Origin of the sequence: Cupriavidus sp. a3 (genome assembly GCF_051015765.1) — a bacterium.
GTDB classification, from domain to species: Bacteria; Pseudomonadota; Gammaproteobacteria; order Burkholderiales; family Burkholderiaceae; genus Cupriavidus; species Cupriavidus oxalaticus_A.
Map to the genome: position 1 here is coordinate 547,656 of NZ_CP170644.1, position 25,261 is coordinate 572,916.

The following is a 25,261-nucleotide window of genomic DNA, read 5'->3' on the forward strand; positions in this document are numbered from 1 at the left end:
TTCAGGCCAGCTCGTGTTCGGCGGTGGCAAGCAGCGTGCCGAGCGGGATGCGCGGCAGTGCGTGGATCGCGTCGTATGCGAGCGCGAACGGGTCAAGCCTGGCCCCGGCCGGCACCGGCGCGTCCATGCCGGTGACCACAAAGGCAAGATAGAAGCGCTGCTGCGGATTGTCCTGCACCGTGAGCTGGCCGCCGTGGCGGGCCATCACGTAGTGCGCCAGGTAAAGGCCGAGCCGGTTCAGCAGCCAGGTGCGCGCGTCGTCCGTCGCCGCCTGCAGGTCGGTGCGATCGACAAAGGCCGCGAGCCGCGCGAACTGGCCCTGCGGGTCGTCCGACAGGGCGCTGTGGGGCACGATGCCGGCGACCTGCGCGAGTTCGTCCAGCATGTCGCGCTGGCGCGCCTTGAGCGTGTCCAGCCAGGCGCGGCGGGCGGCCAGCGAAGGGAGGGGTTGGGCGGGCTCGGTCAAAAGCTGTACTCGATAAAGACGATGCCCTCGTCCCGCAGCGCCTGCCGCAACGCTGCAGAGGGTGGGGCGTCGGTGAACATCCAGCGTGGATCATAGCCCGGGACGTTGTTGCGCAGCCAGACATCGCGCTGGATCTGTTCGCGGATGCGGTCGGTGAGTTCGACCTGGTTCGGAATCCCGCCGCGCTGTCCGGGCACGCCGATCCAGCGCGTGTACGATTTTGCCTCGCCCGCCAGCACGCCGCCGCCGGCCTGCGGCACGGGTACGTCCACGTAGCGCCCGCCGGTATTCGGCACCGGGAAGTGCTGTTGTCCCGGCGCGCCGTACACTTGCTGCAGGTATGTCTCGCGCTCTTGCCACAGCATGGGCTGGCGCATGCGGCTGATTTCGTCCCAGGTGTACGTGGTGGCATTGCCCGGCCCGAGCATCAGCGGCTCGCGCGGCGGCGGCGTGATCAGCACACGCGCCGGCTGGCTGCCCGTCGACAGCGGCGCCAGCGTCGACCCCGGCGCCGTGGGCGAGAACGGCACCAGCGCTTGCGGGCCCACCGGGACCAGCGCCGTGCTTGCCGCCCCGGTGCCGCTGCCGGCCTCCAGCATCAACGGCGCACTGCCGGCGCCGCGCGATGGCACGGTGGCACTGGCGGCCACCCGCATGCCGCCGCCTTCGAGCAGTTGGTACAAGGTTGCGGTTTCTCCCCGCACCATGATCACCAGGTCCGGACGCGAGGCAACGGTCACGAACATGGCGCCGTCCTCGCCGATGGTGATGACATACTCGCCGTGTTCGAGGGTGCGTGCGGCGGTGGCGCCACGGCCCGACAGCGCCAGTCCACCCTGTGTCAGCGGCGCCGCGCGCGGCATGGCGGTGCCGGCGCGCAGGGCACCGCTGAACATGCCCAGGTAACCGGTGGCCACGCTGACGAAGCCGTTGAGCACCATCGCGTCGCCAGCCTGCTGTTGCTCAGGCGTGAAGACATCGTGTGCGCCGATACCCAGCCGGTAGGCGGAACCAATGCGCATGGCTTCCTGGCCCTTTTGCACGCTGTAGTAGCCAAGCGAGATCTCCAGCGCGGCAAAGAACGCAATGCCCGCGGCGGAGGTGGGCGGGAAGATGGTCAGCAGCAATGCCAGCGCCGACAGCGCCGCGACCACCACGGATTCAACCTTGTCCCAGAACGCGTTGCTGTCCATCTCGTCCTGGATGGCGGTACGGACCGTCTCGTCGGCGAGAGGCAACAGGCTTCTGATGACCGGGCCGAAGTGCTCATAGCCAACTTCGTTGGCCCGGATCTTGGCCATCAGTTCGTCGTAGTTGCCCTTGCGCGTGGTGATCGCCGACAGGATCTGCCCGCGGATATCCTGCGCGGTGCCGGTGCGCAACGTGTTGAGCATCCCTTCGGGCAGCACCTTGTAGCCCGATGGTCCAAGCGCGCCGATGATCGGCCCGACCCGTGCCAGCGCCTGCCGGGTTGCCTCGGGATCGGGGAACAGCTGGTGCAGCTCGGCTTCGGCAGTGCCGGCCGGCGGCCGGTACAGGCCCGGCCGCGCGAGTTCCATGGCCGGATGCGCCGCCGGCGCAAGCCCATAGGGCCCGGCCAGGTCCGGCGGGCTGCTGAAGCGGGCCAGTGTTTCGAAGCGCGAAGGCGGGCGGATACCGGCGCGCATTTCGTTGGGCGTGGCCCAGCCATAGGGGCTCAGTGCCTCGCGTTCGGTGCGCGACGCGGAAATCTGGGTTTCCAGATGGCAACCGGTGCAGGCGCGGAACTGGCCAAAGGCCTGCCGCGCGCGCAGCTCCCGCATCTGCGGGTCGCGCATGTCCTGAAGCTCGAAGTAGGGCCGCGACGCGCCGGATTGCGTCATGCCCAGCGCGGCGATGTCCTCGCTGGGGATCATGTCCTCGACCAGGACTGCCCACATGCCGAGATTGCGTTTGTTCGACAGCAGCCGGTGGATTGCCGTGGTCTTTACGAGCTCCTTGAACGACGCGACACGCTCGTCCAGCGAGCCGGTGAGGTCTAGGACGGTCGGGTTGGCAGGATCCGGCGCCGCCATGCACATCTGCGGCTCGGCCGGCTCCTCGGCCCTGCAGACCTGGGACGCGTCGTCGGCGGGGGCCAGGCTTAGCAGGGAGGACGCGGAACCGGTGGATGCGGACGATGTGGATGAAGACAGGGGATCGCGCCGCAGCGTGGGCCCGGCTTGCGCGTCGTCCTGCAGTACATGGGCCAGTTCGTGCCCGATCAGCCGTTTGCCTGCGCTGGTGTGTGGCTGGTACTCGCCGGCACCAAAGACGATGCTCGAGCCGATGGCGAACGCGTGCGCATCCAGCCGTGCAGCGCTGGCGGCCGCCTGCGCAGTGTCATGAACGCGCACTGCCGACAAGTCTGCCTGGTAGCGGCTCTCGAAGAAGCGGCGCGTGCCGTCATCCAGCGCACGCCCGGGACCCGGCGCGAGGTCCGGGGTCTCGGCCAGCCAGTCCCGGCCGCGCGGCTTGCGCCGCAAGGTGGCGCCGGCGCTGGCCTGGCACGCGGAACAGGGGGGCTCGCCCGATGTGCAGGTACAGCCTGCGGGGACAGGCTGCGCGCCGCTGACGGCGGCTTCGGCCATCTGGTCGGCCTGCAGCTCGGCGGTGTCGGACGCGACGCCAAGCACCGGCTTGGCACGGATCGCACCGCGCGCGCAAAGCGCCTGCATCGCCAGATTCCCCGCTTGCCGTTGCGGCTCGCGCCCCCCGTGCGCGCGGCCGCTTCCCCTGGCAGGCGCATCGGGGCAGTCGGCGTCACGGACCGGCGCGGGCGGCTTGCGTGAGGTCGGGCTCATGGCCCGCTCCCGGCCGCGGGCGGAGGCTCGCGCCGCGCCATGGTCAGCAGCGTGACCCAGCGGGCGATGGCCTGCTGCTCTTCCGTGGAGATCTCCGACGATGACATCATCGGCTCGAGCGTGGTGGTTTCGCCGATGGTGGCGACCACGCGCGGCGCCATGGCTTGCCGCAGCGCTTCGGCTTCCCGTGCGCGGCGCGCCTCGGCGGCCGCGGCGTCGGCATTCCAGGATTCCGCGCTGCCCGGCACCACCTGGTCGAGGATGTAGGCGGAGACGCCGCCCGCAATCGCGCCGACGATGAAGCCCACCACCGCACCGGCCGCGGTGCCGGCGCCCGGCACGACAGAGCCTGCCGCCGCCCCGATTTCCATCGAGACGATGGCGATGCCCACCGCGCGGCCGACCCGCGTGGTGACCTCGAGCCCGCTATGCGGGCGCTGTTCCTGGCTGATGTTGTAGATCTCGATGCCGCCCGAGAACAGCGCAGTAGGCCCGGCGCGCGCGCCAAAGCGGGCCAGCCCGCTCAGCGGTGCGCCAGTGGCGATGGCGCGCTGTGCCATGTAGTACGTCAGCCGGCTCTCCAGTGCCGACTGGGTGCCCGACAGCGCAAAATCGCGGCCGCCGGCCAGCGCCAGTTCCTGCGCCCAGTCAGGGTGTTCCTGGGTGTCGACGTAGATCGTGCCGGCGGTGGTCACCACACCGACGATCATGCCGCCGAGGCCGCCCCGGCCAAAGCTCTCGGCGGTAGCCCGGGCAGAGCCGAGCCGGACGTGGGACAGCACATCCGGCTGCAGCACCGTGCCGGCCTGGTCGCCCAGCGCCACGGTTGCGACGTCGCGGAATCCCTCCAGCCGGTTGAGCTGGGCGGTGGTCACGCCGCTGCCGGTGACGCGGCCGGCGACCAGGCCCTGCGCCTGCGCGCGCGCCTGGTTGTACTGCTCCGGCGTCATGGACGCGCGCGCCGCGTCCAGTTCCGCGGGGGAGTGGAACGTGCGCGGGCCGGAAGCGGTCGTGACGGTGACGGGACTGTCCGCCATGGCGGCGCCGAAGCTGGTGCGCAGCCGGCCGTCCCAGGCCGCGTCGCTGTGCAGCGTCGCCTGGAAGGCGCGCACATCGTCGGCATTGATCGCCAGCAGGGCGTTGCCGAGGACCTGCTGGCGCGCCGCGTCGAATTCCGGCGTGCCGCGCTGCAGGGACGGATTGCCGGTCATGGCACGCACGGCCGAAAGCACCGGGTCGGCTTGCGCCGCGGTGGTCCAGCGGGCGCCGCCGCTGCCTGGCGCGCCGGCCGTGCGCGCGTCCGCCAGGCCCTGGCCGATGCGCTCGCCGATGTAGCCAAGATCGTGGCTGTCGATCTCCAGGATGCGAGTCGGCGTGGCAATGGTGGGGCCGACGGGGGGCGGGCGTGCCGCGTCCGCGGCGGCAGCCATGGCCGGCGCGCTGCCGATCGGCACGATGCGGCTGGCGGCGGTGCGGCCCAGCTCGGCCATGGCCCGGTTGAACTCGGCGGTGGAGATACGCTGGTTCGGCGGGTAGGACAGGCTTGATCCCGCCACGCTAAAGCTGGATGCCGCCGGCGCGCGTGCCGCCAGTTCAGCCAGGCTGCTGCACATCACCGTGCTGCCATCGCGCAGCGTGAGCCGGACCGGCGCAGCGCGCAGCGCGTCGGTGTACAGCGCGCGCAAGCCGCCGGGGCGCGCGATCATCCGGTTGGCCCCCCCCGGGCGGCGCGGCGTTGGGGTTGGCAATGGCGCTGCGCAGGCTGGCCAGGTCGGCGTCGGGCACGGCAAACATGGTGTCAGACAGGAAGCGCGCCTGCGCCTGCTGGTACGCGGCCGTGCCGGGCGCCAGCGTGGCATCGCCGCTCGCCTGCTGAAGGTGGCGCAGCACCAGGTCCGTGCTGGCGGGCGAGGTCGCGCGCCGGCCTGCCACGTCCAGCAGCGCCTCGATCTTCATGGTGTATTGCTGCTGCCGCGTGTCATAGTCCGCGGCACCGCTGGTGGTCACGGAGATCGGCTGGATATCCAGGATGCGCGGTACCCGTCCCTCGCCCGGACCGAAATCCACCACGGGGAAGTTGCCGGTCTGCGTGCGGCCGGTCACATCGACCCAGGATACGCGGTTCAGGTCCTGCAGGCCGGTGCCCCAGCCGGTGCGCCAGTCGCTGCCCATGCCGATCTCGCCGATGCGCCCGCGGAAATTGGCGTCGGCCAGGCCCAGCGGCAGCTGTCCCGGGGCCGTGCCCGGGCCATAGGGATGAAACCCCCCTGCCAGGCGGTAGTCGAGAAACGGCGTACGGCCGATCCCGCCCTGCGTCGGCAGCGACAGGCCACGTTGCCGCTCGGCGGCGATCGCGCGCTGGATCAGGTCGGCGCGGTTGGCGATCATCCCGTCAGCCTGCGGACCGCTGATGGTGCGGTAGCCCAGGGTCGCCACGTAGGCGCGCACTTGCCGCTGCGTCATGATTGCGCCGCCCAGCGTGACATCCGCAGCGCCCATCGCCGCCGCGGCGTTGGTAGTGACAATCTCGATGATGCCGGGCGCCGCGCTGCCGCGCATCTGGTAGAGCGCCGCAGGCGTGGTGTCGGTCCGTTCAGCCAGGAACACAAAGCCGCGCGCGATGCGCCGTGTCCGCTCCGCCGCGATCGCGCGCTGCAGCCGTTGCCAGCCGGCGGTTCGCGGGCTGGTGGCGGTGGCTTGCGCGAGGAACGTGGACGCCTCCAGATCGCGAGCGATCAGGTCGGCATTGGTCAGCGTGCGCACATCGGCATTGGCCGGATCGAACGCGGCAGGCGCCGACGGGACCGCGGAGGATGCCGGCGAGGTCGATGACGATGACGATGACGAGGACGAGGACGAGGACGAGGACGTGGCGACCGTCCCCCCGCTTGCGTCGTCGGATGAGCAGAATGCTGGCGGCGGCATGCTGGACGGCGTGTCCGGCGTGCTGGTCTCCTGCCGGCCGATGGCGGCGACCTGACCGCTGGCCGGGCGCGCCGCGCCGCGCGCACCGTCCAGGACGCGCGGGCCCAGCGCATGCGCCTCGCGTTCGGCGGCATCGTCGTGGCGGCTCAGGCTGCGCAGGCGCCCAGGGCCGAACGCCTGGTTTTGCGCGACATGCACCAGCTCGTGCCCGAGCAGGGCGCGGCCGGCCCGGGTATCCGGTGCCCACTGTTCGGGCCGGACAAAGACGTGATTGCGCCAGGTCAGCGCATCCGCGCGGCTGCCCGCCGTCAGTTCGGCGGCGGCGCTGCCGTGATGCAGGCGGACATGGCCGAGCGACAGTCCCAGCGTTCCCTCGGCGGCATTGCGCATCGCTGCAGGCAGCGACTGGCCGGATACCGTTGATGCCTGTGCCGCGGCGGCCTCGAGCCCGTCATCCGGCCGGGCCGCGCTGGCTGCGGGGATGGCGGTCGCGCTGACGGTGGCGCTGACTGGCGGCGGGGCCAGCAAGTGTTGCACTGCCTGGTTGCCGAGCACCGCCAGCGAGGCCGGGCCGTGATGGCCTGCACCCTTGCCCGCACCTGCGCTACCGTCCGGCTGCCTGGTCCGGCTGGCGTCGGGATGCGGCGCGGCCTTGCGGCTGTTGCGTGTCTTCATGGCTACCACCGTCAGGCACGCCTGTGTTCGGCGGCGTCCTGGTGCGCGCGAAAACGCGCTGCCGTGCCCGCGTCGCCATGCTTGGTCTGCCGCCGCGACAGCGCCCGCATCAGCTGCGCCATGCCCACCGCACTGCCTTCGCCGGCCGCCAGGAACGCGGCTTCCAGCGCAATGGCCTGGATGTCCCCGCCGGTCAGCTCGAACTGCTCGGCGATAAAGGCATAGTCAATATCGCCCGCCAGCGGCACCTCGGCCGGGAACATGCCGCGCCAGAGCTGCTCGCGCAACACTGCGTTGGGGCGGCCGAACTCCACCGTGTAGTGCATGCGCCGCGCAAAGGCAGGGTCGAGGTTCTTGGGCAGGTTGCTGGCCAGGATCACCACGCCGTCGTGCGTTTCCATGCGCTGCAGCAGGTAGGCCACCTCGATATTGGCGTAGCGGTCGTGCGCGTCCCTGACCTCGGCGCGCTTGCCGAGCAGGGCGTCGGCCTCGTCGAACAGCAGGATCGCGTCGGCATCCTGCGCCGCGCTGAAGATGCGCTCCAGGTTTTTCTCGGTCTCGCCGATGTACTTCGACACCACGCTGGCCAGGTCGACGCGGAACAGGTCCAGCCCGGCGTGGTTGGCCAGCACCGAGGCGGCCATGGTCTTGCCGGTGCCGGAGGCGCCGGCGAACAGCAGCATCAGTCCCGCGCTGCGGCCGGTGCGGCCCTGCATGTTCCAGTCGCGGAACACCTGCTCGCGGCAGGCGATGGCGGCGCCGATTTCATGCAGCAGCTGCAGCGTGGTGGCGGGCAGCACCAGTTGCGGCCAGCGGTGCGGGCGCGTGGCCAGCTCGGCCACCTGTGCCAGCCCCTGCGCGGCGAGCTGGCGCGCGGCGCGGTCGAGGGCCTCGTGGCCGCTGGCGATGGCCGGGTCGGCCGCCCACAATGCCTGCGCGGCGCGCACCGCCTGCCGGATGCGGGTGCCGGACAGCGAGAAGCGGGCGGCGAGCGTGTCGGCCAGGCTCGCGGCCGGCTGTCCCGCATCGGCCAGCCGGGCGTCGCGGATGGCATCGGCCCATTCCCGTGCGCGCTCGGCGCCGGTGGCGGCCGGCAGCGTGAAGGTGGTCAGCGGCAGGCGCGACAGCGCGGGCAGGGGGCGCCAGTTCGGCGGCACCAGCCACAGCACGTCGAGGCCGCCGTCGAGCGTGCGCCGCAGCGCGGCGGCCAGGCGTTCGTCCGCGGCGGCGTCGCGGCTGGTGCCGGCGGCATCATGCAGCACCAGCGCGGCGTGCGCGAGCCGGGCGGCCAGCAGCGGCGATGTGCCGGCCAGCAGGGCGTGCGGCGCCAGGTGCAGCGCGTGGCGGCCGCGGCGGGCCAGCAGGCGGCGCGCCCAGCCGGCCTGGCGTTCGGGGTCGTCGCTGCGGCAGGCGATCAACTCGCTGCAGGCGGTTGGCGCGCCGACGGCGTCGGCTACGGCTTCCAGCCAGGGTTCGTCCGCGTCTGCCGTCTCCTGCGCGGCGGGCGGGATGCCGAGCAGGAATTGCGCGACCGGCGGCGCCAGCGCCAGGCTTTGCCCGAGCGTGCTGCGTTGTTCGTCACTGTCGGCCAGCACCAGGATGCCGGCCGCGGCCAGCGCGCGGACGCGGCCGCGCAGCGCGGCGGCGTCATGCGGGACCACGTCGGCGCCGAGCAGCCGGCACACCATGTCGACGGTGGCGACCTTGCGCGCGATGTCGTTGTTCAGGTAGGCGTAGAGCGTTTCGTAGCGCAGGTCGAGTTCAGGCGCGAGCACCACGAACAGCAACTCCAGATCGTCCGGCGCCAGCGCCAGCCGCTCGCCCAGCAGCGCCAGCGGCGAGCCCGCGTTGAAATGCTCGCGCCACTGCGCGGCCTGGCGCGTCAGCGCGCCGGCGGGATCGGCATCGGGTTGGCCGAGCTGCCCGGCCTGCTGGCGCAGCAGCGCATCGACCTGGCGGTCGGAGATGTAGAGGCCGCGCAGTTCGTCGAGCGACAGTTCGTAGCGTGCGCGCAGGCGCAGGATCTCGCGCTCGACCAGGCAGTCCAGCCACAGCCGTTCGTTGCCGAAGGGATGCGCCTGCGGCCATGGCGCCGGCATCGGTGCTTGCCGGCCACCGGCGATGAGCGGGTCGAGATCGCGGCGCATGCGTTCACTCCGTGCAGTGCAGGCTCAGCTCGCGCCGGCCCGGCCAGGCCACGCGCAGCCGCGCCATGCCGTTCAGGCTCAGCAGCACGTGCAGCGGCGGGCGCCGCAGCGAGAGGGTCCAGGCGGTCCCGGTTGCGGCGCCGGCACCGCCGCGGTGGGCCTCGCCGCGTGTATCGAGCACGTTGGCGAACAGGTACGGCAAGGTGCAACAGGCCGCGCCCGGAATGCGGAAGGCGATGCGCCGCAGCGCGGCCTGCGCCAGCGTGGCGAAGATGTCCCGCCAGGCCGGCGGCAGCGCCGCCAGCACCGGGCTGGCACCCAGCAGCGCAAGATCCTGGCGCAGCAACCGTGTCAGGCGCAGCCGCATGGCGAACGGCAGCGGCGCGGACTCGGCCAGGCCAGCCGGTGGCGTCGTGGCATGCAGGCGGCAGGCGCTGCCGGGTTCGATCCATACCTCGGTGCGGATCGCCCCGGCTGGCACCCGCAGCCGCGCGACGCCGGTGAAGGCGCAGCGGCGCAACGAGGCGGCGAGTGCCAGGGCCGGCGCTTCGGCGTCCGTGGCGGCCAGCCAGTCGTGCAGCGCTGGCAGTGAAAAGGCTGGCGCCACCTGCAGGAAGGTGCGCCAGAACGGGTCGCGCCACACCCGTTCGCCACGATGGCCGGCGGCGATCGCCAGCGCCAGCAGCGCGGCAACGTCGCGCGCGCTGCCGGCCCCGGCCGACGGCGCGGGCAGTGCGCTGGCCCAGCCGCCGTCGAACAGGTCATGCAGGGCAGGCAGCAGCCACGCGAGGCCGCCGAATGGCGCGTCAAGCGGTTCCGCAGCGGCATCGGGTGTGGATGGCGCGCGCTCTTGCTGCACCTGCCTGGCCTGTGCCGCCAGCGATGCCATTGCCGCACGCACAGGCTGCGGCGTGGTGGCGAGCAGCACCAGCCAGTCGGGATCCGTGGCGCAGGCAGGTTTGCCATCGATGACGCCGTGCGCGGCAAGACGCGCCAGCACGGTGGCAGGCATGTCCTCAGGCATCGACAGCAACGCCGCCAGCCAGCACAGCGCGCCGATGCCAGCCGGCTGCGCCGCGCCGCCATGCGCGAGCAGCCACAGTGCCAGCAGCGCGGGCGCGACGCGGCCGGGCGACGCCTGCCGCCATGCGCTGGCGGCAGGCTCCAACGGGCCCACGTCGGTGGCCTCGCTCTCCTGTTCGTGCCAGCGGGACAGGATGCGCACCGCCTCGCGCTCGCCCAGCGCCGCCAGCAGCATGGGCCAGCTTGCCCTGTCCAGCAGCGCCAGCGTGGCGCGTCCCGTGGCGGCGTCTTCCGTCAGCAGGGTGCGGATGGCAGCGCCCGCCGGCAGCATGCGCAGGCCGGCGAAGCGGTGGAAGAGCCAGCTGTCCCAGCCGTCGCCGCGCAGCAGCCGTTCGATAAAGCGCGCATGGTAAGCCGCGCGCGAGGGCATCCTGATGGCGTCGCCGGCTGGATCCGCCAGCGCGCGCGCAAAGGCCAGCGCCAGCTGGCGCGACCAGTGCCGCACGATCTGCCCGGCGGGGCACGCGGTATCGATCTCGCAGGCGATCTCCAGCCGCGGCAGCAGCACCACGGCGTCGTCATCCAGCCCGAGTGCGTCGAGCTGATCCGCCAGCGCCTGCGCCAGCTGCGGCGCCAGCGCGTCGAGCTGGTGGCCGAGCGCGGCCGGCGCGGGGTGCGCGGCAGGCACCGCATATGCGTTGTGCCACTGGCGGATGCGCAGGTGGGCCATGGCTAAGCCTGCGCAGTGACGGCCGCTGCAGGCGGCTGCGCATCGACGGCCAGCAGTTCTTCCAGCACCTGCGCGGCGCCGCCGATGCGCAGCAGCTGCTCGCGCAACGTGGCGGCGCGCGCCTCGGCCTCGGCCAGCAGGCGCTGGCCCGCGCTGTATTCGCCGCGCAGCGTGGCCAGGCGCGCCTGCAGCAGGCTGCGTTCGATGGGCGCGGCGGATGCCGCGGGCGCATTGGCGGTGGGGTGGTCCATGGCGGCTCCTTTCAGGTGCGGGGCCCGTAGGCGACGAAGTGGAAGGCGTTGTCGACGAAGCTGCCTTCCGACGGCGGCGTGACGTCGCGGGCGATCAGCGTGAAGCCGCCGGGGCCGACGTTGCGCACGGTGCAGACCTGGTCGTCGTTGGCCGAGTCGACCAGGCTGGCGACGATGACCGGCGTCGCGGTGAAGGCCGGCGCGAAGCTCACGGTGTACTGGCCTGTGCCGGTGCGCGTCGCGCTCCACCCTGTGCCGGCGGAGCCGCCACCCGCGCTGGCCTGCCCGGCTACAATGCGCATCTCGGCCAGGCCGCCTACCGCGAAGTAGTCGCCGTTGTCGCCGAGCCGGATCGCGCCGCGCACTTCCAGCGTGCTGGCGGGCGCAGCGGTGCCCAGGCCCATGCGCCCGGCCGGGGTCACGGTCAGCTTGTCGCCGTTGCTCCACAGCCGCGCATTGCCGCCGCTGGCGTACCAGACCCAGCGCTCGCCGTTGCCGGGGTTGCCGATAAAGGCGCCGGTCTCGCGGTTCTCGAACGAAAACCCGGCGCCGCCGCCGCCGCTGTGGATCTCGCTGCCGAGCACGTGCAGCGTGCGCGACGGCGTCAGCGTGCCGATGCCGACGCTGCCGCCGAACAATGCCAGGTCGGACGAGTTGCCACGGGCCTGGCCGATCCAGCTGGAGAATTGCGCGGCCGCCTCGTTACCGTTGCCGACCTGCTGGAACTGCACCCGGGGCGGATCGTCGAAGTCGCTCAGCACCAGCAGCGGCGCCAGTTGCGGGCCGTACTGGAACCAGGCCTGGCCGGCATCGGGGGCGGTGCTGCTGCCCATCTGCAGCCACTTGCCGTTGCCCACCGCATTGCCCTGCGGCGACGGCACGCCCTGGATGTCGAGCCGTGCGCCCGGCGTCAGCGTGCCGATGCCGACGTTGCCGCTGGCCGCCTCGATAAACAGGTTGCTCAGCGTCGGATCCGACTGGGTCAGGTTCAGGCCGTTCTTTGCCGGGCCCATGTTGATCTGCCACGCCAGCGCGCCGCCGGTGCCTTCCAGCCCGACCAGGCCGCCATTGGCCGCGAGCGCGCGTATTGTCAGCGGCAAGGCCAGCGCCTTGTCGGTGCTGCCGATGCCGACACGGCCGTCGTGCTGGATCGCCACGCCGGCGGTATAGCTGAATCCGATCGCGCAGGGATCGGTGCCGGTCGGGGTGGCGGCGCCGAGGGTGAGCCGGGTCGGGCCGGCGCTGCCTTGCGGCTGGCCCAGCAGCACCCGCAGGTCGACCCCGTCGACGGCACTGGGCGCGGCGCGCTGGAGCGCGGTGACGGTGCCCTGTGCCAGGTAGTCGGTGCCGCCGGCATCGACCCACTCGGCGCGCGTGCCGTAGTAGCGCAGGTGGCCGCGCGCGCGCGTGTCGGCGTCGAGCCAGACCGGTTCGCGGAAGTGCGGCGTGTCGGGGTCGCTGGCGCAGAACACCAGGTCGGCGGCGGCGGGCTGGTCGGCCTCGCACAGTTGCTCGACCGGCGTGGCGCCCGCGCGCGGGATCCAGCGGCCGCGCAGCCGCAGCAGGCCGCCGGTGCCGTGCAGCGCCTCGCCGATCCAGCCGGAATGCCGGCGGAACAGGCGCGACTGGGTGGCGCTGGCGGGCGTCGGTTTCTGTAGCGTGCCGCCTTGCCACAGCACGCGCCCGACCGGGATCAGCCACAGGCTGGGATCGTCGTCGCCGGGAAAGCGCTGCGCCGGCACCGAACCATCCGGCGCGAGCGGCTGCAGCGGCAGCAGCGCACCCGGCGCCTCGCGCGCGTCGCCGTAGCTGTCGTCGCCCAGCGCCACGCCGCCCTGGCGGGTTTCGATGGTCTTGCGCTCGCCGACCTCGACCAGGAAGGACTCCACCACGCGGGCATAGGCATCGGTGGCGCCGCATACCTCGAAGCCGGGGCGCACGCCCTGGCCGGCGGCCTCGTCATAGCGGATCCATACGTTGACCAGCCCGGCCGGCTGCCCCGCGAACAGGCCGGCGTCGAGCGGGAAGGGCTCGGCCACCACGATGGCGCGGCCATAGCCGTCGGTGGCCAGCCCCGGCGTCAGGTAAGCCTCGACCGCGCCCTGCGGCGAATCCTGGTAGACCAGCTCGATGCCGGAGGCGATGCCCCAGCTGTGGCTGCCCAGGTGGTGGCGCGCCAGCTGTGTGCTGAAGTAGCGCAGCAGCGCCTGCAGGTCCTCGGCGCCGAGATACTGGCCCTCGAAGAAGCGCGGACGCTCGGCAAATTCGGTGGTCATGGCGCACTCCTCCTAGCCGGGTTTGCGGCCGCCGCGCTTGGTGGCAGGCGCGGGCTTGGGCGCAGGTCTGGCCGCTGCCTTGAGCCGTTCGATCTCGGCGGCCTGCGCCTTGACGCTGTCGCGCAACGCGTCCATGTCGGCGCGCAGGATGGCCATGGCATCGGGGGCGGCCGTCTCCGGCGCTGCCCCGGCAAAGGCCGTGGCGCGCAGCGACAGGCCCAGCGCGGCGTCGAGCAGCGGTGCGATCGCGGCCGCGACGCTCGGACGCATCAGTTGGTTGGCGATCACGAACTGGGGCAGGTTGGCCGTCTCCGCGGGGGACAGCCGGTCCCGGCCATTGCCGGGGCTGCCGGGCCCCATCATGCTCTCGGCCAGCGTGCTGAACTCCAGCGTCTTGCCGGTGCGCGCCAGCGCGGCGCGCAGCAGCCCGGTGGCGCCGGCGATGCGTTCGGGTTCGGCCACGGCCGGGTTCAGCAGGTCGTTGGCGCGCTGGTAGGCCGCATCGGCCAGCTTGATGTCGGCGCTGCCGCTGCCGTTGCCATTGCCGTTGCCATTCCCGGCCGCGTTGTCAGGCGCCATGTTCGGGGCTATATCGGGCACCACCTCCGCGCGCATCGCGAAGAGCCCGGGCTGCGCGCCCGCCGCGCTGTCCTGCAGGCGGTTGTCGGGCAGGATGCCGCCGATATCGAAGCAGCACAGGTTCTCCAGCAACTGCCGCAACTGCTTCCCGAATGGCAGGATGCCGAGCCAGTACTGCAGCGACGGGAAGGTGGTGGCGAACTTGCGGTGCACGGTCCAGTTGCACACGCGCAGCACGCGGCAGGACTGGGCCCCGCAGCCGCCGGCGACATGCAGCGACGCCAGCGGCACGCGCACCTCGCGCGTCGGCGCCGGGCACGGCGGCAGCAGCGCCGAGCAGAAGCAGGCGAGCATGGCGTCCAGCCACACGATCATCAGCAGCACCACCGCCAGGTAGATGGCGCCCGCATTGGCGAGCGTGCCCGCGGCGGGGTAGGAGATGGCATTGAACTGTGCCATCAGGTCGCAGTTGTAGCTGCCGTGGCTGCCGAAATAGCGCCGCAGCTGCATGCGCGCCGCGCCGAGCCACTGGTACCACGCCAGCGCTTCGGCAGCGGTGGCGGGGACCTTGAGCGCGCCGGGCAGCTTGGGCATCTGCGTGACCAGCAGCTCGACGCAGCAGCGGAAGCGCTGCATCAGTTCGGAGTCCGGGTTGAAGGCCTGGTTGTTGCCAGCCGCGCCCCCGACGGTGCTGTCGCTGGTCCCGACCGGGTCCGGGGCCTTGTCGGGCGGCTTGCGGTAGACCTCGAAGGCAAAGCCCTCGCAGATCACGGTGGGCTCGCACTGCACCGGCGCGCCGCGCGGCCTGGCCAGCGTGGCGCCGTTGCAGCCGCACTTCATGCCGCCGCAGGCACCGCCACAGCCGCACTTGCCGCCATTGCCGCCGCAGGCACAGCTGTTGGCGGTGCAGTCCGGCGCCGGGCGCAGCGGCTTGACCCCGCGCGCCGGCGCCTCGGCGTAGCGGATCGCCAGGATCCACTCCTCCTCGCCGGCATCGCACTGCTGCGGCGGCGGATGCTTCATCGGCTCGCACTGCTGCCAGCGGTGCTCCGCGTCCTTGCAGCGGCGGATCAGCTCGCACACATCGACGCTGACCGCCTCGCACACCACGATGTCGTCGCCGCAGGGGGTGAGCGCATAGCCGCAGCCGACCGCGACGCCGTCGCCGCACGGGTTGCAGGTGACTTCCAGCCCGTTGACCACGCCCCAGCCGTGCAGCTGCCGGTTGTGCAGCCGGTGCTTGCCGCGGATATAGCCGTCGAGCCGGTTGAGGTCGTCGGCGGTCAGCACCTGGCCGGCGAAGAAGCGCGGCCGGCACAGGCATTCCAGCATGCCGCAAGTGCCGCAGACGCAGGGTTCGGGCGGGCAGGCGGTGGGGCTCTGCCCCTGCCGTTTGCGATAGAGGTCGTTCACGGTGTTCATGGCCTGGTGCTCCCTATCGTTGCTCTATGGTGAACCAGCTTTCGAAGGTGCCGCCCTCGATGCCGTCGCCGCTGACGCGTTCGTCCTGAGGCTGCAGCCACTCCGGCACTGCGCCGGGCTGCGGCGGATTGGGCGGCGACGGCGGGACCAGCTTGGGGATGTGGTCGGCGTCGAGCGCGCGCAGCTGCTTGGTGTCATGGTGCAGCCCGCGGATAAAGTCTCCGTTGACCAGCAGCCGCAGCTTGACCGGCTTGCCCTGCATGGCCCCAAACAGCTTTGGCAGGACCTGCTGGCCGATGCGCACCGCGGTGGCCATGCCGTTGGCGTCGACGCCGGGGTCGAACTGGGTCTGCGCATCGCAGTCGCGTTCCAGCCGGCCGGGTTCCAGGTCTTCGCGCGACAGTGGCAGGTCGCACCAGCATTGCAGTGGCAGTTCGACCAGGCGGCCCTCGTGCTGCACCTGCAGGTGAATCGAGTCGGCATGCAGGTCCCCGGCCATCACCGGCGTGTCGAACGCCACCACCAGTCCCCTGGCGATGGCGTCGAAGGGGATTCGCTCGGCATGCTTCCAGTTGATGTCGCAGATGTGGGGCAGGGCCCAGTCCAGGCCGTCGCCGGGCTTGCCTGGCTCGCCCTGATCGCCGGGGTCGCCCTTGTCGCCCTTATCCCCCTTTTCGCCTTTCTCACCCTGTTGTCCGGGCAGGCCAGGGTCGCCCTGCTCGCCCTTGGCGCTGGTGCCGCCGCAGCAGTGCTCCAGCATGCAGCGCACCGCCAGCGCCAGGTCGGCCACGCTGGGCACGTCCGCGCGCCACGTCAGCATGTCGAGGCGGGCGATATTGGCCGCCGTGTCGGCGAGCGGGTCGCTGGGCGGCACGGTCGGGTCTTCGAGCTTGCGCGACGGGCGGTATCGGGCGATCGTGGCCAGCGTCACGCAGTCCGGCGCGGGGCAGGCCGGGCAGGGATGCGGATCCAGGAAGTCCTCGCAATGGGTAGCTTCGATGGCGGCGATCGCGGCGCCGTCGTCATACACTGCCCACAGCCGCTCGCCGGCGAGCGCCAGCGCGTCGCCGCCCGGGCCGATTTCCAGTGCGTTGGACAGCAGCGCCGGCTGGCCCTGCTGCATGCGGCGCAGGTCTACCGCGACGATGCGGCTGTTGCCGGTGGCGGGCTGCATCAGCACATAGCCGAAGCGGCCGGCCGCTTCGGCGACCAGCGCCACGGGAGGCGCGGGCAGCGGATCCTGGTGCAGCAGCGTGCCGTCCGGCTTGGACAATGCGATGCGCTGGCCGGCCTGGTCGGTCCAGGCGAGCAGGTCGAGGGCATCGGTCTTGACCGTGGCCAGCGCACTGACGCTGGTGCCGGACAGGCCAAGCGCGGCCGGCGTCAGTGCTGCCGCGGCCAGGTCGACCGATTGCATCGCGCCATTGGCCTGCGCCAGGTACAGCGTCTTGCCGTCGCTGCCAAGCACCCAGGCGGTGGCGGCAAAGCCGCTCAGCGTGGCGTCGAGCACGGCCGTCAGCGTGCCCGGCGCGAGATCGACCGTGAATAGCAGGCTGTCGCCGCCGCCGACCACGAGCGCGGCCACGCGGTTGGGACCGATCGCCGTTACCCAGGCCTGCGTGGCACCAGCCGTGCCCGGCAGGTCGAGCGTTGCGTCTTCGGCACCGGCGAAATCGCCGGCGGATGTGGTATCCAGCAGCGCCAGCCGTGCCGGGTCCGCCGCGGTGGCGCCGGCGACCAGCGCCACCAGCAGCGTGCCGTCGCCGCTCACGGCGATGCCGGACACGGCGGTGGTGAAATTGTGGGTGGCGATATACGCCTGGTTCGACAGCCACAACTGCTGCACCGTGCCACCGCCGCCCGACAAGTCCGCCGCAAGATAGGCGCGCTGGCTCGCCTCATGCAGCGCCACCGCGCGCGCGCCGGCCAGCGTGACGCTGGCCTGCCACGTCAGCGTGGGCGGCTGCGGCTGCGCGGGCGGTACCGCCGGCAGCTCCGGGTCAACCAGCACGTCAAACTCGTAGCTTTCCAGGATGCGATTCGGCGCGCAGCGGGAGTCGTCGCAGCCGCATTCGTCGTACAGCACAGGCACTTCCTCGGTGGGGCATTCGCGGTAGCGGATGCATAGCAGCAACAGGTGGTCCGCGTTGTCGGGCTGCTCGGTCAGCGCACGGACCGCCGGGAAGCAGGTGATGTCCAGCGTTTCCTCGTCGATCACCAGGATCTCGTTGCCGCAGCAGTCGAGCGCCGCGCCGGGCCTGACCACCACGTAGCGGTCGCGGCAGGCAGGGTTCGGGTGTGCTGCCACTTCCAGTCCGCAGATCACGCCGGTGCCGTGCAACCGTGCATGGTGGCGGCGGAATTTCTCCACCACGTAGGCCTGTTCCACGTCGAAGTCCGGCACGTCCATCAGCTTGCCGAAGAAGTAGTGGTTGCGCAGCGGGGTCTGCACCTCGCAGCCGGGGCAGGGTGCGTCGCAGCAGCCAGTCGGGGTATGCATTGCGTTGCCCATAATTCAGACCTCTCGTCGTTTGGCAGCTGTCGTTGATCCGCTCTGGTGGCCAGCTACAGCCATTACTGCATGGTGGTGTCCATCCCCACGCGCCGCGTGCCCACACGCAAGGCGCGCGCGCCGCCGTCGCGGTCGGCGCCGCCCAGCACGGTGCCGCGTCCCAGCCGCATCGCATCCAGCGCGGCCGGCGCGGCGCGGTAGCCGATCACGGCATCCAGCCCCAGCATGGCCTGCACGCCGATGCGGAAGCGCGGCTCCACCGGCACCAGCGTGGCTTGCACGTGGGCCGGCACCTCGGCCTTGAGCAGTTGTGCCAGCGCGCGTGCCAGCGCCGGATCGCGCACGCACGCCGCGGGCACAAACACCGACAGCTTGTGCGCATAGACATGGAAGGGATCGCGCCACGGGTCCTGCGCGGTCTTGAGCTGGGTGACGCCGAGACGCGCGCTTTCGTCCGGGCTGGCGGCGCCGTGCCGGCCGGCATGGACGGCACCGACGCACGGCTCGCAGTCATCGCCGCCTTCGCTGCCGGCACGGCCCGGCAGCGGGCAGCCTGGCATCGCCGCCGGCGGCGCGCCCGCGCCCAGCCGGCTGCGGTTGACGATGCGCTCGCCCCACAGGCGCGCGTTGTCGGACAGCCGGCCGAATCCCAGGAACAGCCAGCGCCGCAGGATGTAGTGCTCCAGCAGCAGCCGCGGTGGGCGCCAGCGGAAGCGTTCGGGAATGTCGCTGGCGCACGGTACGCAGGGCGCCGCGCCGGCGCTGTATCCGCACCAGCGCTGCAGGCCGAGAAAGAGGTAGAGCGTGTGCGTCAGCCCGCGCGGCGTGCCGCGCCAGGCAAATGCCCGCGCCGCATGCTTGATGAACGCGCGCTGCCGGGCCAGCGGCAGCGCCGACAGGCCGCTGCCCAGGCCGAGCCAGCCGGCCAGGAAGCCGAGGAAATCCTGGTGCCCGCCGGCAGGCGCCGAATTCGGGTCGAACAAGCGCGCCTGTGTGTCGATCTGCCGTTCGATGTCGCGGAACTGGCGGTCGAACAGCGCCAGCCAGCGGTCCGTGAATTCGGCGCTGACCGGCTCGGCGCCGAAGATCGCCGGCAGGTAGCGGCGCCAGCTGATGCGCGGGAAATCGATCGCCACGCAGGCCAGCGACGGCGTCGCCGCGCCGTTGCCATCCAGCCGCAAACGCAGCCACAGGAAGCGGCCGGGGCGGGCCCGCAGCATGTAGTCGATGCCGTCGAAGGCGGTGGCGCCTTCAGGCTCGGGATGCAGCGCCAGCGCGGGCTGCCAGTCGCCGCTCTCGAACAGGTCTGACGCTTGCAGCGCGGTTTCGGCGGTGAGCACGTCGATGGCAAGCCGGGTATGCGCGGGCAGCGTGGCGCCAAGGACGATGCGGTCCCACATGCACTCCGAGATGCCGCTGTCGAGCGCCTGCGAGTGCCACGTGCCGGTGGAGGGCCAGGCATCGGGTGGATCGTCGGGCGGCGCGTCCAGCAGCGTGCCGGACGGGTCGAACACGCACGGCGCGGCGCATGGCGGGCTGCATAGCGCGGACAGGTCGACCGAGCCGTCGGCATGCACCGTCAGCGGCAGCGGCGCGAAGGCGCCGGCGAGGTCGGCCGGGCGCAGCGGCGGATCGAGACGCCTGCGCGTGGCGGGATCGTAGAACACCACCGCCTCGGCGCCATCCGTGGCGACCAGCAGGCTGCCGTCGCAGGTGGCGGCCAGCGCGGCGACGGCGCCGAAGCCGTTATGGCGCTCCAGTACGCAGCCGGACGCGGCAAAGCGCAGCAGCAGGCCGTGCATGCGGTCGCCGACCCAGATATCGCCGTTGGGCGCCACCGCCAGCGCCGCGGGCTGCCAGTCGTCGAGCCGGCTGCCGGCATCGCACGGTGGCGTGGCCAGCGGTGCGCGCCACACGCCGCGTGCCGCGCCGGTGGCTGCGTTGAGCACGACCACGCGGCGCGTGGCAGGATCGGCCAGGTAGAGACGCCCGCAGCTCGCGGCCAGAGTGGCCGGGCCCGAGGGCAGCCGAGGATCCTGCGGGCGCAGGCAGAAGGCGTCGGTGAACACGCAGGCGCATGGGTCGAAGCGCAGCAGGCGCCGGCCCGTGGCATCGAACAGCAACAGCGCCTGCTGGCAAGGCCCGAGCGTGGCCAGCGCCATATGCCGTGGCAGCACCAGCCCGCCAAAGCTGCCGCTGGCTTCCGGCAGCGTGCGGCCGGAACCCGGCAGCGGCAGCAGCGTCAGCGCGCCGCATTGACCCAGCGGGCCGATGGTGGCGGCCGGCACGGCCGGCGGCTTGCCGGGCAGCGCCTGCCAGCCGAGTTGTCCGTTGAGCACCAGCGTCAGGGGATCGTGCGGCGGGCGCGGTACCGGTGGCAGGTAGGGCGCGTGCGAGGCTGGCCCCGCCGGTGCCGTGGCGGCGGGCAAGGTGCAGGGCTGGGTCATGCATCCACCTCGCTGGCCTCGTAGCGGACGCTGAGCGCCAGGGAGTCGTCGGCCAGCCGCAACAGCGCGCCGCCGCCGACCGGGACATTGGTGCAGGCCGGGTAGTCGGTGTCGTCGAGCCGGAACAGCAGGTCGTCCACGCTGATCACGCCGGCCAGCAGCAGCCGCTGCACCACGCGCGAGTAGTTGATGTCGCCGCCGAACGGCCAGCCGCTGCCGTCGGCATCCGGCTTGCTGTCTTCGCCGCCGACCAGCGGATGGAAGTAGCGCCGCAGCGCCAGCAGCGCGGCCTGCTTGACCGCGGCCAGGTCGGCAGCGCCGGCCACGGTGAGCGTGGCGGAGAGCCGGAGCAGCCGGTAGGCCGGTGCCAGCACATAGAGTTCGGTGGTGGCCAGGCGGCGCTGGTCCAGCTGCGCGCAGACCTCGCGCAGCAGGCCTTCGGTGGGCTGCGGCGCGGGGTCGTCCAGCGGCTGCTGCGGGTTGCTGGCCTCGGGCACGACCACCACGCTGACCACGCCGGGCACTTCCACATTGGGGAAGGACGGATGGAACAGCGGCAGCGCCCGCGCGCGCGCTACGCCGCCGACCTGCCGCGCATGCAGCTCGAAGTCGTCGCGGGTGACGGCGCGCTCGTGGCTCTTCAGCGTGGCCGCGGCACGTTCGCGCGCGGCCTCCAGCGTCTCTTCATCGGCACCGCCGAAGGCCGGGAACAGGTTGCCGACGCCCTCGGTGTCGATGCCCGGCAGGCTGCCGCGCAGCGTGGCGATCAGCCCGGCACCGACATTGCCGTGCGCGCCGCCGCCCACGCGGTAGCGCCGCGCGACGATATTGGCGGGGCGGTTCGGGTTGGCCACCGGGATGCGGCCGCCGATGCCGTGGAAGCGGATCTCGCCGGTGGTGCGGTTGAGCACGTAGTGCGCGTCGTCCGGCCCGGATGCCAGGAAGTCCGCCACCTCCTGCCACGGCTGCAAGCCGTCGCCTTCGTCGACTTCAAGCGCCAGGCTGCCGGCCAGCACCGGGTGCTGGGCGAGCTGGAACACCTGGTCGGGCATGCCGGTGCTGCGCCCGGCGATCTCGGCATCGACCGATTGCGCGGCGATCGCCGGGACCGTGTTGGTGCGCACCGCCAGCAGCCGCGGCGGGCGCTGGTAGGCGCCGCCGGCCAGCCGCGCGCGCAGCCAGTAGCGCGGCGCGGCCACCTTGCCCAGCACCGCGCGCTGCGGGCCGTTGCGGGGCGCGGCGCCGAGCAGCACATGGCCGCTGCGGGTGAAGGCGGCGGTGTCGTCGCGCAGCGTGTCGAGCGGGTACCAGTCCTTGCCGTTCCAGTATTCCCACGCGAGCGTCGCCGGCGGCGCGGTGGCCAGCGGGCTGTCGACATAGAAGGGCGCGCGCGCATCGCGCCGGGCGATCCACACCGCCAGGTCGATCGGCACGCTGGGGAAGTCCAGCGGGGAGTCGAATCCCAGCATCAGCGCATTGCCTGTCCGTACCGCCGGCCCGAAGGCGAGGAAGCCGGCCTGGACCTCCGCGTTGGCGGCGCTGACGTCGGTGGTCTGCAGGCCGAGGTCGACCTGCACCGCATCGAGCCGGGCGCTGAGCGCGACCAGTGCCTTCTCGGTCTCGAACACCACGGGCCGGTCTTCGCCCGGCACCTCGGCAGCGACCTGCGTGTGCAGCGGCACGATCAGCGTCGGCTCGGCGTAGGTCGCCTGCACCGGGAAGCTCAGCTCGGCGCGCGCCGGCCGCGCCGGCAGCAGCTCGATGCCGAGCAGCTCCAGGAACTTCAGGTAGTTCAGCTTGGGCACGCGTCCCAGCCGCGCCAGCAGCAGGTCGCTCATCCAGGCCATCAGCTGCACCACCGCCATGCCGGGCTCGTTGTCGTTGACGTCGTCCCACTCCGACGTGTAGCGCGGGATGCGCGCCCGCGCCTCGGCCACCAGGTCGGCGTAGCGCCTGTCGTCGATCACCGGGTATTCGTTCCTGAGCGGCATGATCCTGGCCCTAGACGTAGGATTCGTTGATGTAGAACGGGTACACCAGGTTGGCCAGCGCGTTGTTGGCGCGGATGCGGTAGTCGACGCGGATCAGCAGCAGGCTGGGCTGCGCGGGGTCGAAGTCGGCCGTCACGGCCAGCACGTCGATGCGCGCCTCCCACAGCGCCAGCGCCTCGCGCACCGCGTCGACCGCCTCGGTGCGCGTGATGGGGTCGTTGGGCGCGAACAGCAGGTCGTGGATGGCGCAGCCGAACGCCGGCATCATCAGGCGCTCGCCCAGCCGCGTGCCCAGGATCAGGTAGATCGATTCTTCGATGCGCTGCCCGGCGCGCGCCAGCGCCAGCTTGCCGCGCGGCGTGACCGAGAGCGGGAAGGCAAAGCCGGTGCCGAGGAAGTCCTGTGCCATCTCAGCCTCCCAGCGCGTCGGCGACGAGCTGCAGCGCCTTGGTCAGCTCGTCGAGCGTGGTGACCACGTTCTGCAGGCTCTCGATGTCCTCGGCCGCGCCGATGGTCGGCGTCTTGATAGGATCGACCCCGGCAATGCCCATGAAGGGCTCGGCCAGCGACAGCAGCACCAGCACCGGGTCGATTGCCGACATCATGTGCTGGGCCGAGGCATTGGCGTTGGCCTGCGCGCATTCCAGCGCGGCCATCAGCTCGCTGTTGCCCTCGGCCTGCGCCGACGAGATCTGCAGCGCCAGACCGCCCATCAGCGCCAGGACGCTCTTGAGCTGGCCGATGATGCACCTGAGCAGCTTGATGATGAGCAGCAGCACGTCGCGCACGAACGGGATCATCACCACGGGCGTTGGCACCGCCAGGCAGGGCAGCACCGCCTCGGCCGCCTGCAGGAACTCCGGCACCACCTTGATCAGCGTGGGCGGGTCGGGCGGGCCCAGCGCCTTGACCACGTCGATCAGCGGCTTGATCAGCTTGAGCACCTTGACCAGGCATTCGATGCTCGCCATCACCGGCGCCAGTTGCAGCACCAGCGAGAAGTTGAGCGAGCAGTCGTCCGGAATGCCCTTGGTGATATCGACGATTCCCTTGAGCGTGCCGCCGGTGGGCAGCTGGATCTGCGCGCTGCCGGGCTTGGGCAGCGGGATGCAGACCGGCTTCTGCAGCGCCTTCTGCAGGGATTCGGGCAGCGGTACCTCGATCGGGACGTCCATGCTTGCCTCGCGGTGTGGTCTGCGTCGGTAGGGCCAGCCGGCAGGGCCAGCCTTCAGATCGGCCCGCCGGCGGGCCGCACCAGCCGGTCGTTGATGGTGATGCTGCCGACCGCGTTGATCGCCAGCGCGCCGCGCGTGTTGATGCTGATATGCGTGTTGGTCATCACCACGGTATTGCCGTGCGCGTCCTCGATGATCAGCGCGCCCTTGTTGCCGGCCACCGGCGTGGAGTCGACCATGCGCAGCGCATGCCCGTTGCGCGAGCGGATCATGCGCTGGCGCTCGTCGGAGGACGGCGGCCGCTGCCGCGGGTTCCACAGGAAGCCGATCACATAGGGGTGGTCCCACATGCCCTGGTCGAAGGCGAGGATCACCTCGTCGTCCACCTCAGGCATGAAGAACGCGCCGCGGTCGCCGCCGGCCATCGGCGCGGCCACCGGCACCCAGCGCTGCTCCGGTCCGGACAGCCACGGGTAGTTGACCTGGATGCGGCCCAGGCGCTCCGGGTCGCGTACCGCGATCACCTTGCCGATGACGATGCCTGCACTGCGTTCGCTGCGGTTCATGGTGTGCCTCCTCCGGGGGCGAGTTGCAACCCGGTGTCCGGGTCTTCCCGGCGCGCGGTGAAGCGGGTGACATAGCCGCTGGTGTTGATCGTGTGCGTGGTCTCGGTGACGAAGAACTCGCCCGAGAGCCGCGCGCCGATGCCCTGGATGCTGACGTGCGAGCCGGCGCGCAGCCGCGGCAGGCCGACCACGCTGGCCTGCACCTTCACCAGTTCCTGCGCGTGGCCGGTGAGGATGTCGAGCGCGAGCCGCCGGGCCTCGTTGCGGGTCGATACCGGGCGCGTGACCACGCGTTCCTCGCGCGGGTCGCACTGCCTGACGATCTCCAGCAGGCGCGGGTTGCGCCGCAGGAAGCGCGGGTCTTCCAGGTCGGCGGTTTCCTCGATGGCGCGCTGGCCGGCGCGGTCCCAGCCGCGCACAGTCACCTTCTTGACCTGGTTGGCGGTGGTCAGGGTGGCCTTCAGGTCCACCAGGCCGGCACCCCAGTCGAGCCGGTAGGGCCTGGGCCCGCCCTTGGTGGACGGGCCAAAGTAGAGCCTGTCGCTGCCGTCGGCAGGGTCCTGCTCGATCGTTACCACGTAGCCGCGCAGCCGCGCGCGCCGCCACAGGAAATCGATGTCGTATTCATTCTTCTGGCCGACGAAGACCAGCGGCGGTTCGTTGTCGGGGTCGGTGCGGATCGGCATCGGGATGCGGCGTGCGTCCTGGCCGCTGTTGCGCCAGTCGGGGTCCGTCAGGCCGTCGAAGCTGCGGGCGATGGCGCTGTCGGTGGTGTCGTGCCAGTTGCCGTCATAGCGCTTGCGCCGCAGCCGGTGCAGCCGGTTCAGGCCGCGCACCGCCAGCGTGTGCGGGCCGCCGGTGGAGAAGGTCGGCTCCATGGTGGTGAAGTTGCCGGTCAGCATCTCCACCAGTTCGCTGGCGTAGCCCATCCTGATGCGGACCACCTTGGAGCAGGGCTCGAACAGCGTCTCCAGCTCATGCAGCGTGGCATCGGCCGCGCTCTTGCTGTCTTCCGAGCCGATGTACTTGTAGCGGCGCCGCGCCGGATCCCAGTTGCCGACGGTCAGCTCGAAGCCGTCGATCTGGTCGATGTTGTCGCGGTAGGTGATGTCGACGATGTCGCGCAGCACGCTGTTCTCCGGCCGCACGCCGTCGATGGTCAGCTCGAAGCGCGGCACGCGCAGGCCACCCATTTCGCTGCGGGCGGATTCGCCGGCAAGGGTCAGGTATTCGCTCGCGCCCATGGCATCGCCC

Annotated in this window: 16 protein-coding genes; all 16 read right to left on the bottom strand. The window is 71.7% G+C overall.

Annotated features, from left to right (window positions below; genetic code table 11):
• Nucleotide 1: 1 nt before the first annotated feature.
• The 16 genes from ACAD63_RS24485 to ACAD63_RS24560 all read right to left on the bottom strand — a co-directional run bounded on the left by ACAD63_RS24485 (nt 2) and on the right by ACAD63_RS24560 (nt 25,251).
• Complete coding sequence (locus tag ACAD63_RS24485; protein ID WP_133095701.1) at nt 2-466, bottom strand: hypothetical protein; 465 nt, start codon at nt 464-466, stop codon at nt 2-4.
• Nucleotides 463-3,288: an eCIS core domain-containing protein gene (locus ACAD63_RS24490; protein WP_434034473.1), complete on the bottom strand. Its 2,826-nt coding sequence runs from the start codon at nt 3,286-3,288 to the stop codon at nt 463-465. The genes ACAD63_RS24485 and ACAD63_RS24490 overlap by 4 nt, the downstream gene beginning before the upstream one ends.
• Nucleotides 3,285-4,994 carry a hypothetical protein gene (locus ACAD63_RS24495; protein ID WP_434034474.1) on the bottom strand — a complete coding sequence of 570 codons (1,710 nt, stop codon included), beginning with the start codon at nt 4,992-4,994 and terminating at the stop codon, nt 3,285-3,287. Before ACAD63_RS24495 ends, ACAD63_RS24490 begins: the two co-directional genes overlap by 4 nt.
• Nucleotides 4,882-6,888: an eCIS core domain-containing protein gene (locus ACAD63_RS24500; protein ID WP_434034475.1), complete on the bottom strand. Its 2,007-nt coding sequence runs from the start codon at nt 6,886-6,888 to the stop codon at nt 4,882-4,884. Before ACAD63_RS24500 ends, ACAD63_RS24495 begins: the two co-directional genes overlap by 113 nt.
• A gap of 11 nt (nt 6,889-6,899) precedes the next feature.
• A complete protein-coding gene (locus ACAD63_RS24505; protein ID WP_135703033.1) occupies nt 6,900-9,035 on the bottom strand; it encodes an ATP-binding protein in 2,136 nt (711 codons plus the stop codon).
• A 4-nt stretch (nt 9,036-9,039) separates the two neighbouring features.
• Entirely contained in the window at nt 9,040-10,788 is a 1,749-nt protein-coding gene (locus ACAD63_RS24510) for a hypothetical protein (protein WP_434034476.1), read from the bottom strand.
• Nucleotides 10,789-10,790: 2 nt separating this feature from the next.
• On the bottom strand, nt 10,791-11,039 hold the full coding sequence (locus ACAD63_RS24515; RefSeq protein ID WP_434034477.1) for a hypothetical protein: 249 nt from the start codon (nt 11,037-11,039) through the stop codon (nt 10,791-10,793).
• An 11-nt stretch (nt 11,040-11,050) separates the two neighbouring features.
• A complete protein-coding gene (locus tag ACAD63_RS24520; RefSeq protein ID WP_434034478.1) occupies nt 11,051-13,315 on the bottom strand; it encodes a hypothetical protein in 2,265 nt (754 codons plus the stop codon).
• A gap of 12 nt (nt 13,316-13,327) precedes the next feature.
• A complete protein-coding gene (locus tag ACAD63_RS24525; protein ID WP_434034479.1) occupies nt 13,328-15,316 on the bottom strand; it encodes a hypothetical protein in 1,989 nt (662 codons plus the stop codon).
• Between the two features lie 13 nt (nt 15,317-15,329).
• Complete coding sequence (locus ACAD63_RS24530) at nt 15,330-17,816, bottom strand: hypothetical protein (protein WP_434034480.1); 2,487 nt, start codon at nt 17,814-17,816, stop codon at nt 15,330-15,332.
• Between the two features lie 74 nt (nt 17,817-17,890).
• The gene (locus tag ACAD63_RS24535) at nt 17,891-20,275 is read right to left on the bottom strand and encodes a hypothetical protein (RefSeq protein ID WP_434034481.1); all 2,385 of its coding nucleotides are present in this window, start codon (nt 20,273-20,275) and stop codon (nt 17,891-17,893) included.
• Nucleotides 20,272-22,266, bottom strand: a complete 1,995-nt coding sequence (locus tag ACAD63_RS24540; RefSeq protein WP_195426975.1) for a putative baseplate assembly protein — start codon at nt 22,264-22,266, stop codon at nt 20,272-20,274. The genes ACAD63_RS24535 and ACAD63_RS24540 overlap by 4 nt, the downstream gene beginning before the upstream one ends.
• A 10-nt stretch (nt 22,267-22,276) precedes the next feature.
• Nucleotides 22,277-22,675: a GPW/gp25 family protein gene (locus ACAD63_RS24545; protein WP_434034482.1), complete on the bottom strand. Its 399-nt coding sequence runs from the start codon at nt 22,673-22,675 to the stop codon at nt 22,277-22,279.
• Nucleotide 22,676: 1 nt separating this feature from the next.
• Nucleotides 22,677-23,441, bottom strand: coding sequence for a hypothetical protein (locus tag ACAD63_RS24550; protein WP_135703025.1), 765 nt, complete (start codon nt 23,439-23,441; stop codon nt 22,677-22,679).
• A 53-nt stretch (nt 23,442-23,494) separates the two neighbouring features.
• The gene (locus ACAD63_RS24555; protein ID WP_135703024.1) at nt 23,495-24,007 is read right to left on the bottom strand and encodes a phage baseplate assembly protein V; all 513 of its coding nucleotides are present in this window, start codon (nt 24,005-24,007) and stop codon (nt 23,495-23,497) included.
• Nucleotides 24,004-25,251, bottom strand: coding sequence for a phage late control D family protein (locus ACAD63_RS24560; RefSeq protein ID WP_135703023.1), 1,248 nt, complete (start codon nt 25,249-25,251; stop codon nt 24,004-24,006). The genes ACAD63_RS24555 and ACAD63_RS24560 overlap by 4 nt, the downstream gene beginning before the upstream one ends.
• Nucleotides 25,252-25,261: the final 10 nt, after the last annotated feature.

Bases quoted from the DNA above. Each gene is read 5' to 3' on its own strand.
- ACAD63_RS24555 (WP_135703024.1), bottom strand. From the start codon at position 24,007: ATGAACCGCAGCGAACGCAGTGCAGGCATCGTCATCGGCAAGGTGATC.
- ACAD63_RS24515 (WP_434034477.1), bottom strand. From the start codon at position 11,039: ATGGACCACCCCACCGCCAATGCGCCCGCGGCATCCGCCGCGCCCATC.
- ACAD63_RS24510 (WP_434034476.1), bottom strand. From the start codon at position 10,788: ATGGCCCACCTGCGCATCCGCCAGTGGCACAACGCATATGCGGTGCCT.
- ACAD63_RS24540 (WP_195426975.1), bottom strand. From the start codon at position 22,266: ATGCCGCTCAGGAACGAATACCCGGTGATCGACGACAGGCGCTACGCC.
- ACAD63_RS24545 (WP_434034482.1), bottom strand. From the start codon at position 22,675: ATGGCACAGGACTTCCTCGGCACCGGCTTTGCCTTCCCGCTCTCGGTC.
- ACAD63_RS24550 (WP_135703025.1), bottom strand. From the start codon at position 23,441: ATGGACGTCCCGATCGAGGTACCGCTGCCCGAATCCCTGCAGAAGGCG.
- ACAD63_RS24490 (WP_434034473.1), bottom strand. From the start codon at position 3,288: ATGAGCCCGACCTCACGCAAGCCGCCCGCGCCGGTCCGTGACGCCGAC.
- ACAD63_RS24500 (WP_434034475.1), bottom strand. From the start codon at position 6,888: ATGAAGACACGCAACAGCCGCAAGGCCGCGCCGCATCCCGACGCCAGC.
- ACAD63_RS24495 (WP_434034474.1), bottom strand. From the start codon at position 4,994: ATGATCGCGCGCCCCGGCGGCTTGCGCGCGCTGTACACCGACGCGCTG.
- ACAD63_RS24535 (WP_434034481.1), bottom strand. From the start codon at position 20,275: ATGACCCAGCCCTGCACCTTGCCCGCCGCCACGGCACCGGCGGGGCCA.
- ACAD63_RS24505 (WP_135703033.1), bottom strand. From the start codon at position 9,035: ATGCGCCGCGATCTCGACCCGCTCATCGCCGGTGGCCGGCAAGCACCG.
- ACAD63_RS24520 (WP_434034478.1), bottom strand. From the start codon at position 13,315: ATGACCACCGAATTTGCCGAGCGTCCGCGCTTCTTCGAGGGCCAGTAT.
- ACAD63_RS24525 (WP_434034479.1), bottom strand. From the start codon at position 15,316: ATGAACACCGTGAACGACCTCTATCGCAAACGGCAGGGGCAGAGCCCC.
- ACAD63_RS24560 (WP_135703023.1), bottom strand. From the start codon at position 25,251: ATGGGCGCGAGCGAATACCTGACCCTTGCCGGCGAATCCGCCCGCAGC.
- ACAD63_RS24530 (WP_434034480.1), bottom strand. From the start codon at position 17,816: ATGCATACCCCGACTGGCTGCTGCGACGCACCCTGCCCCGGCTGCGAG.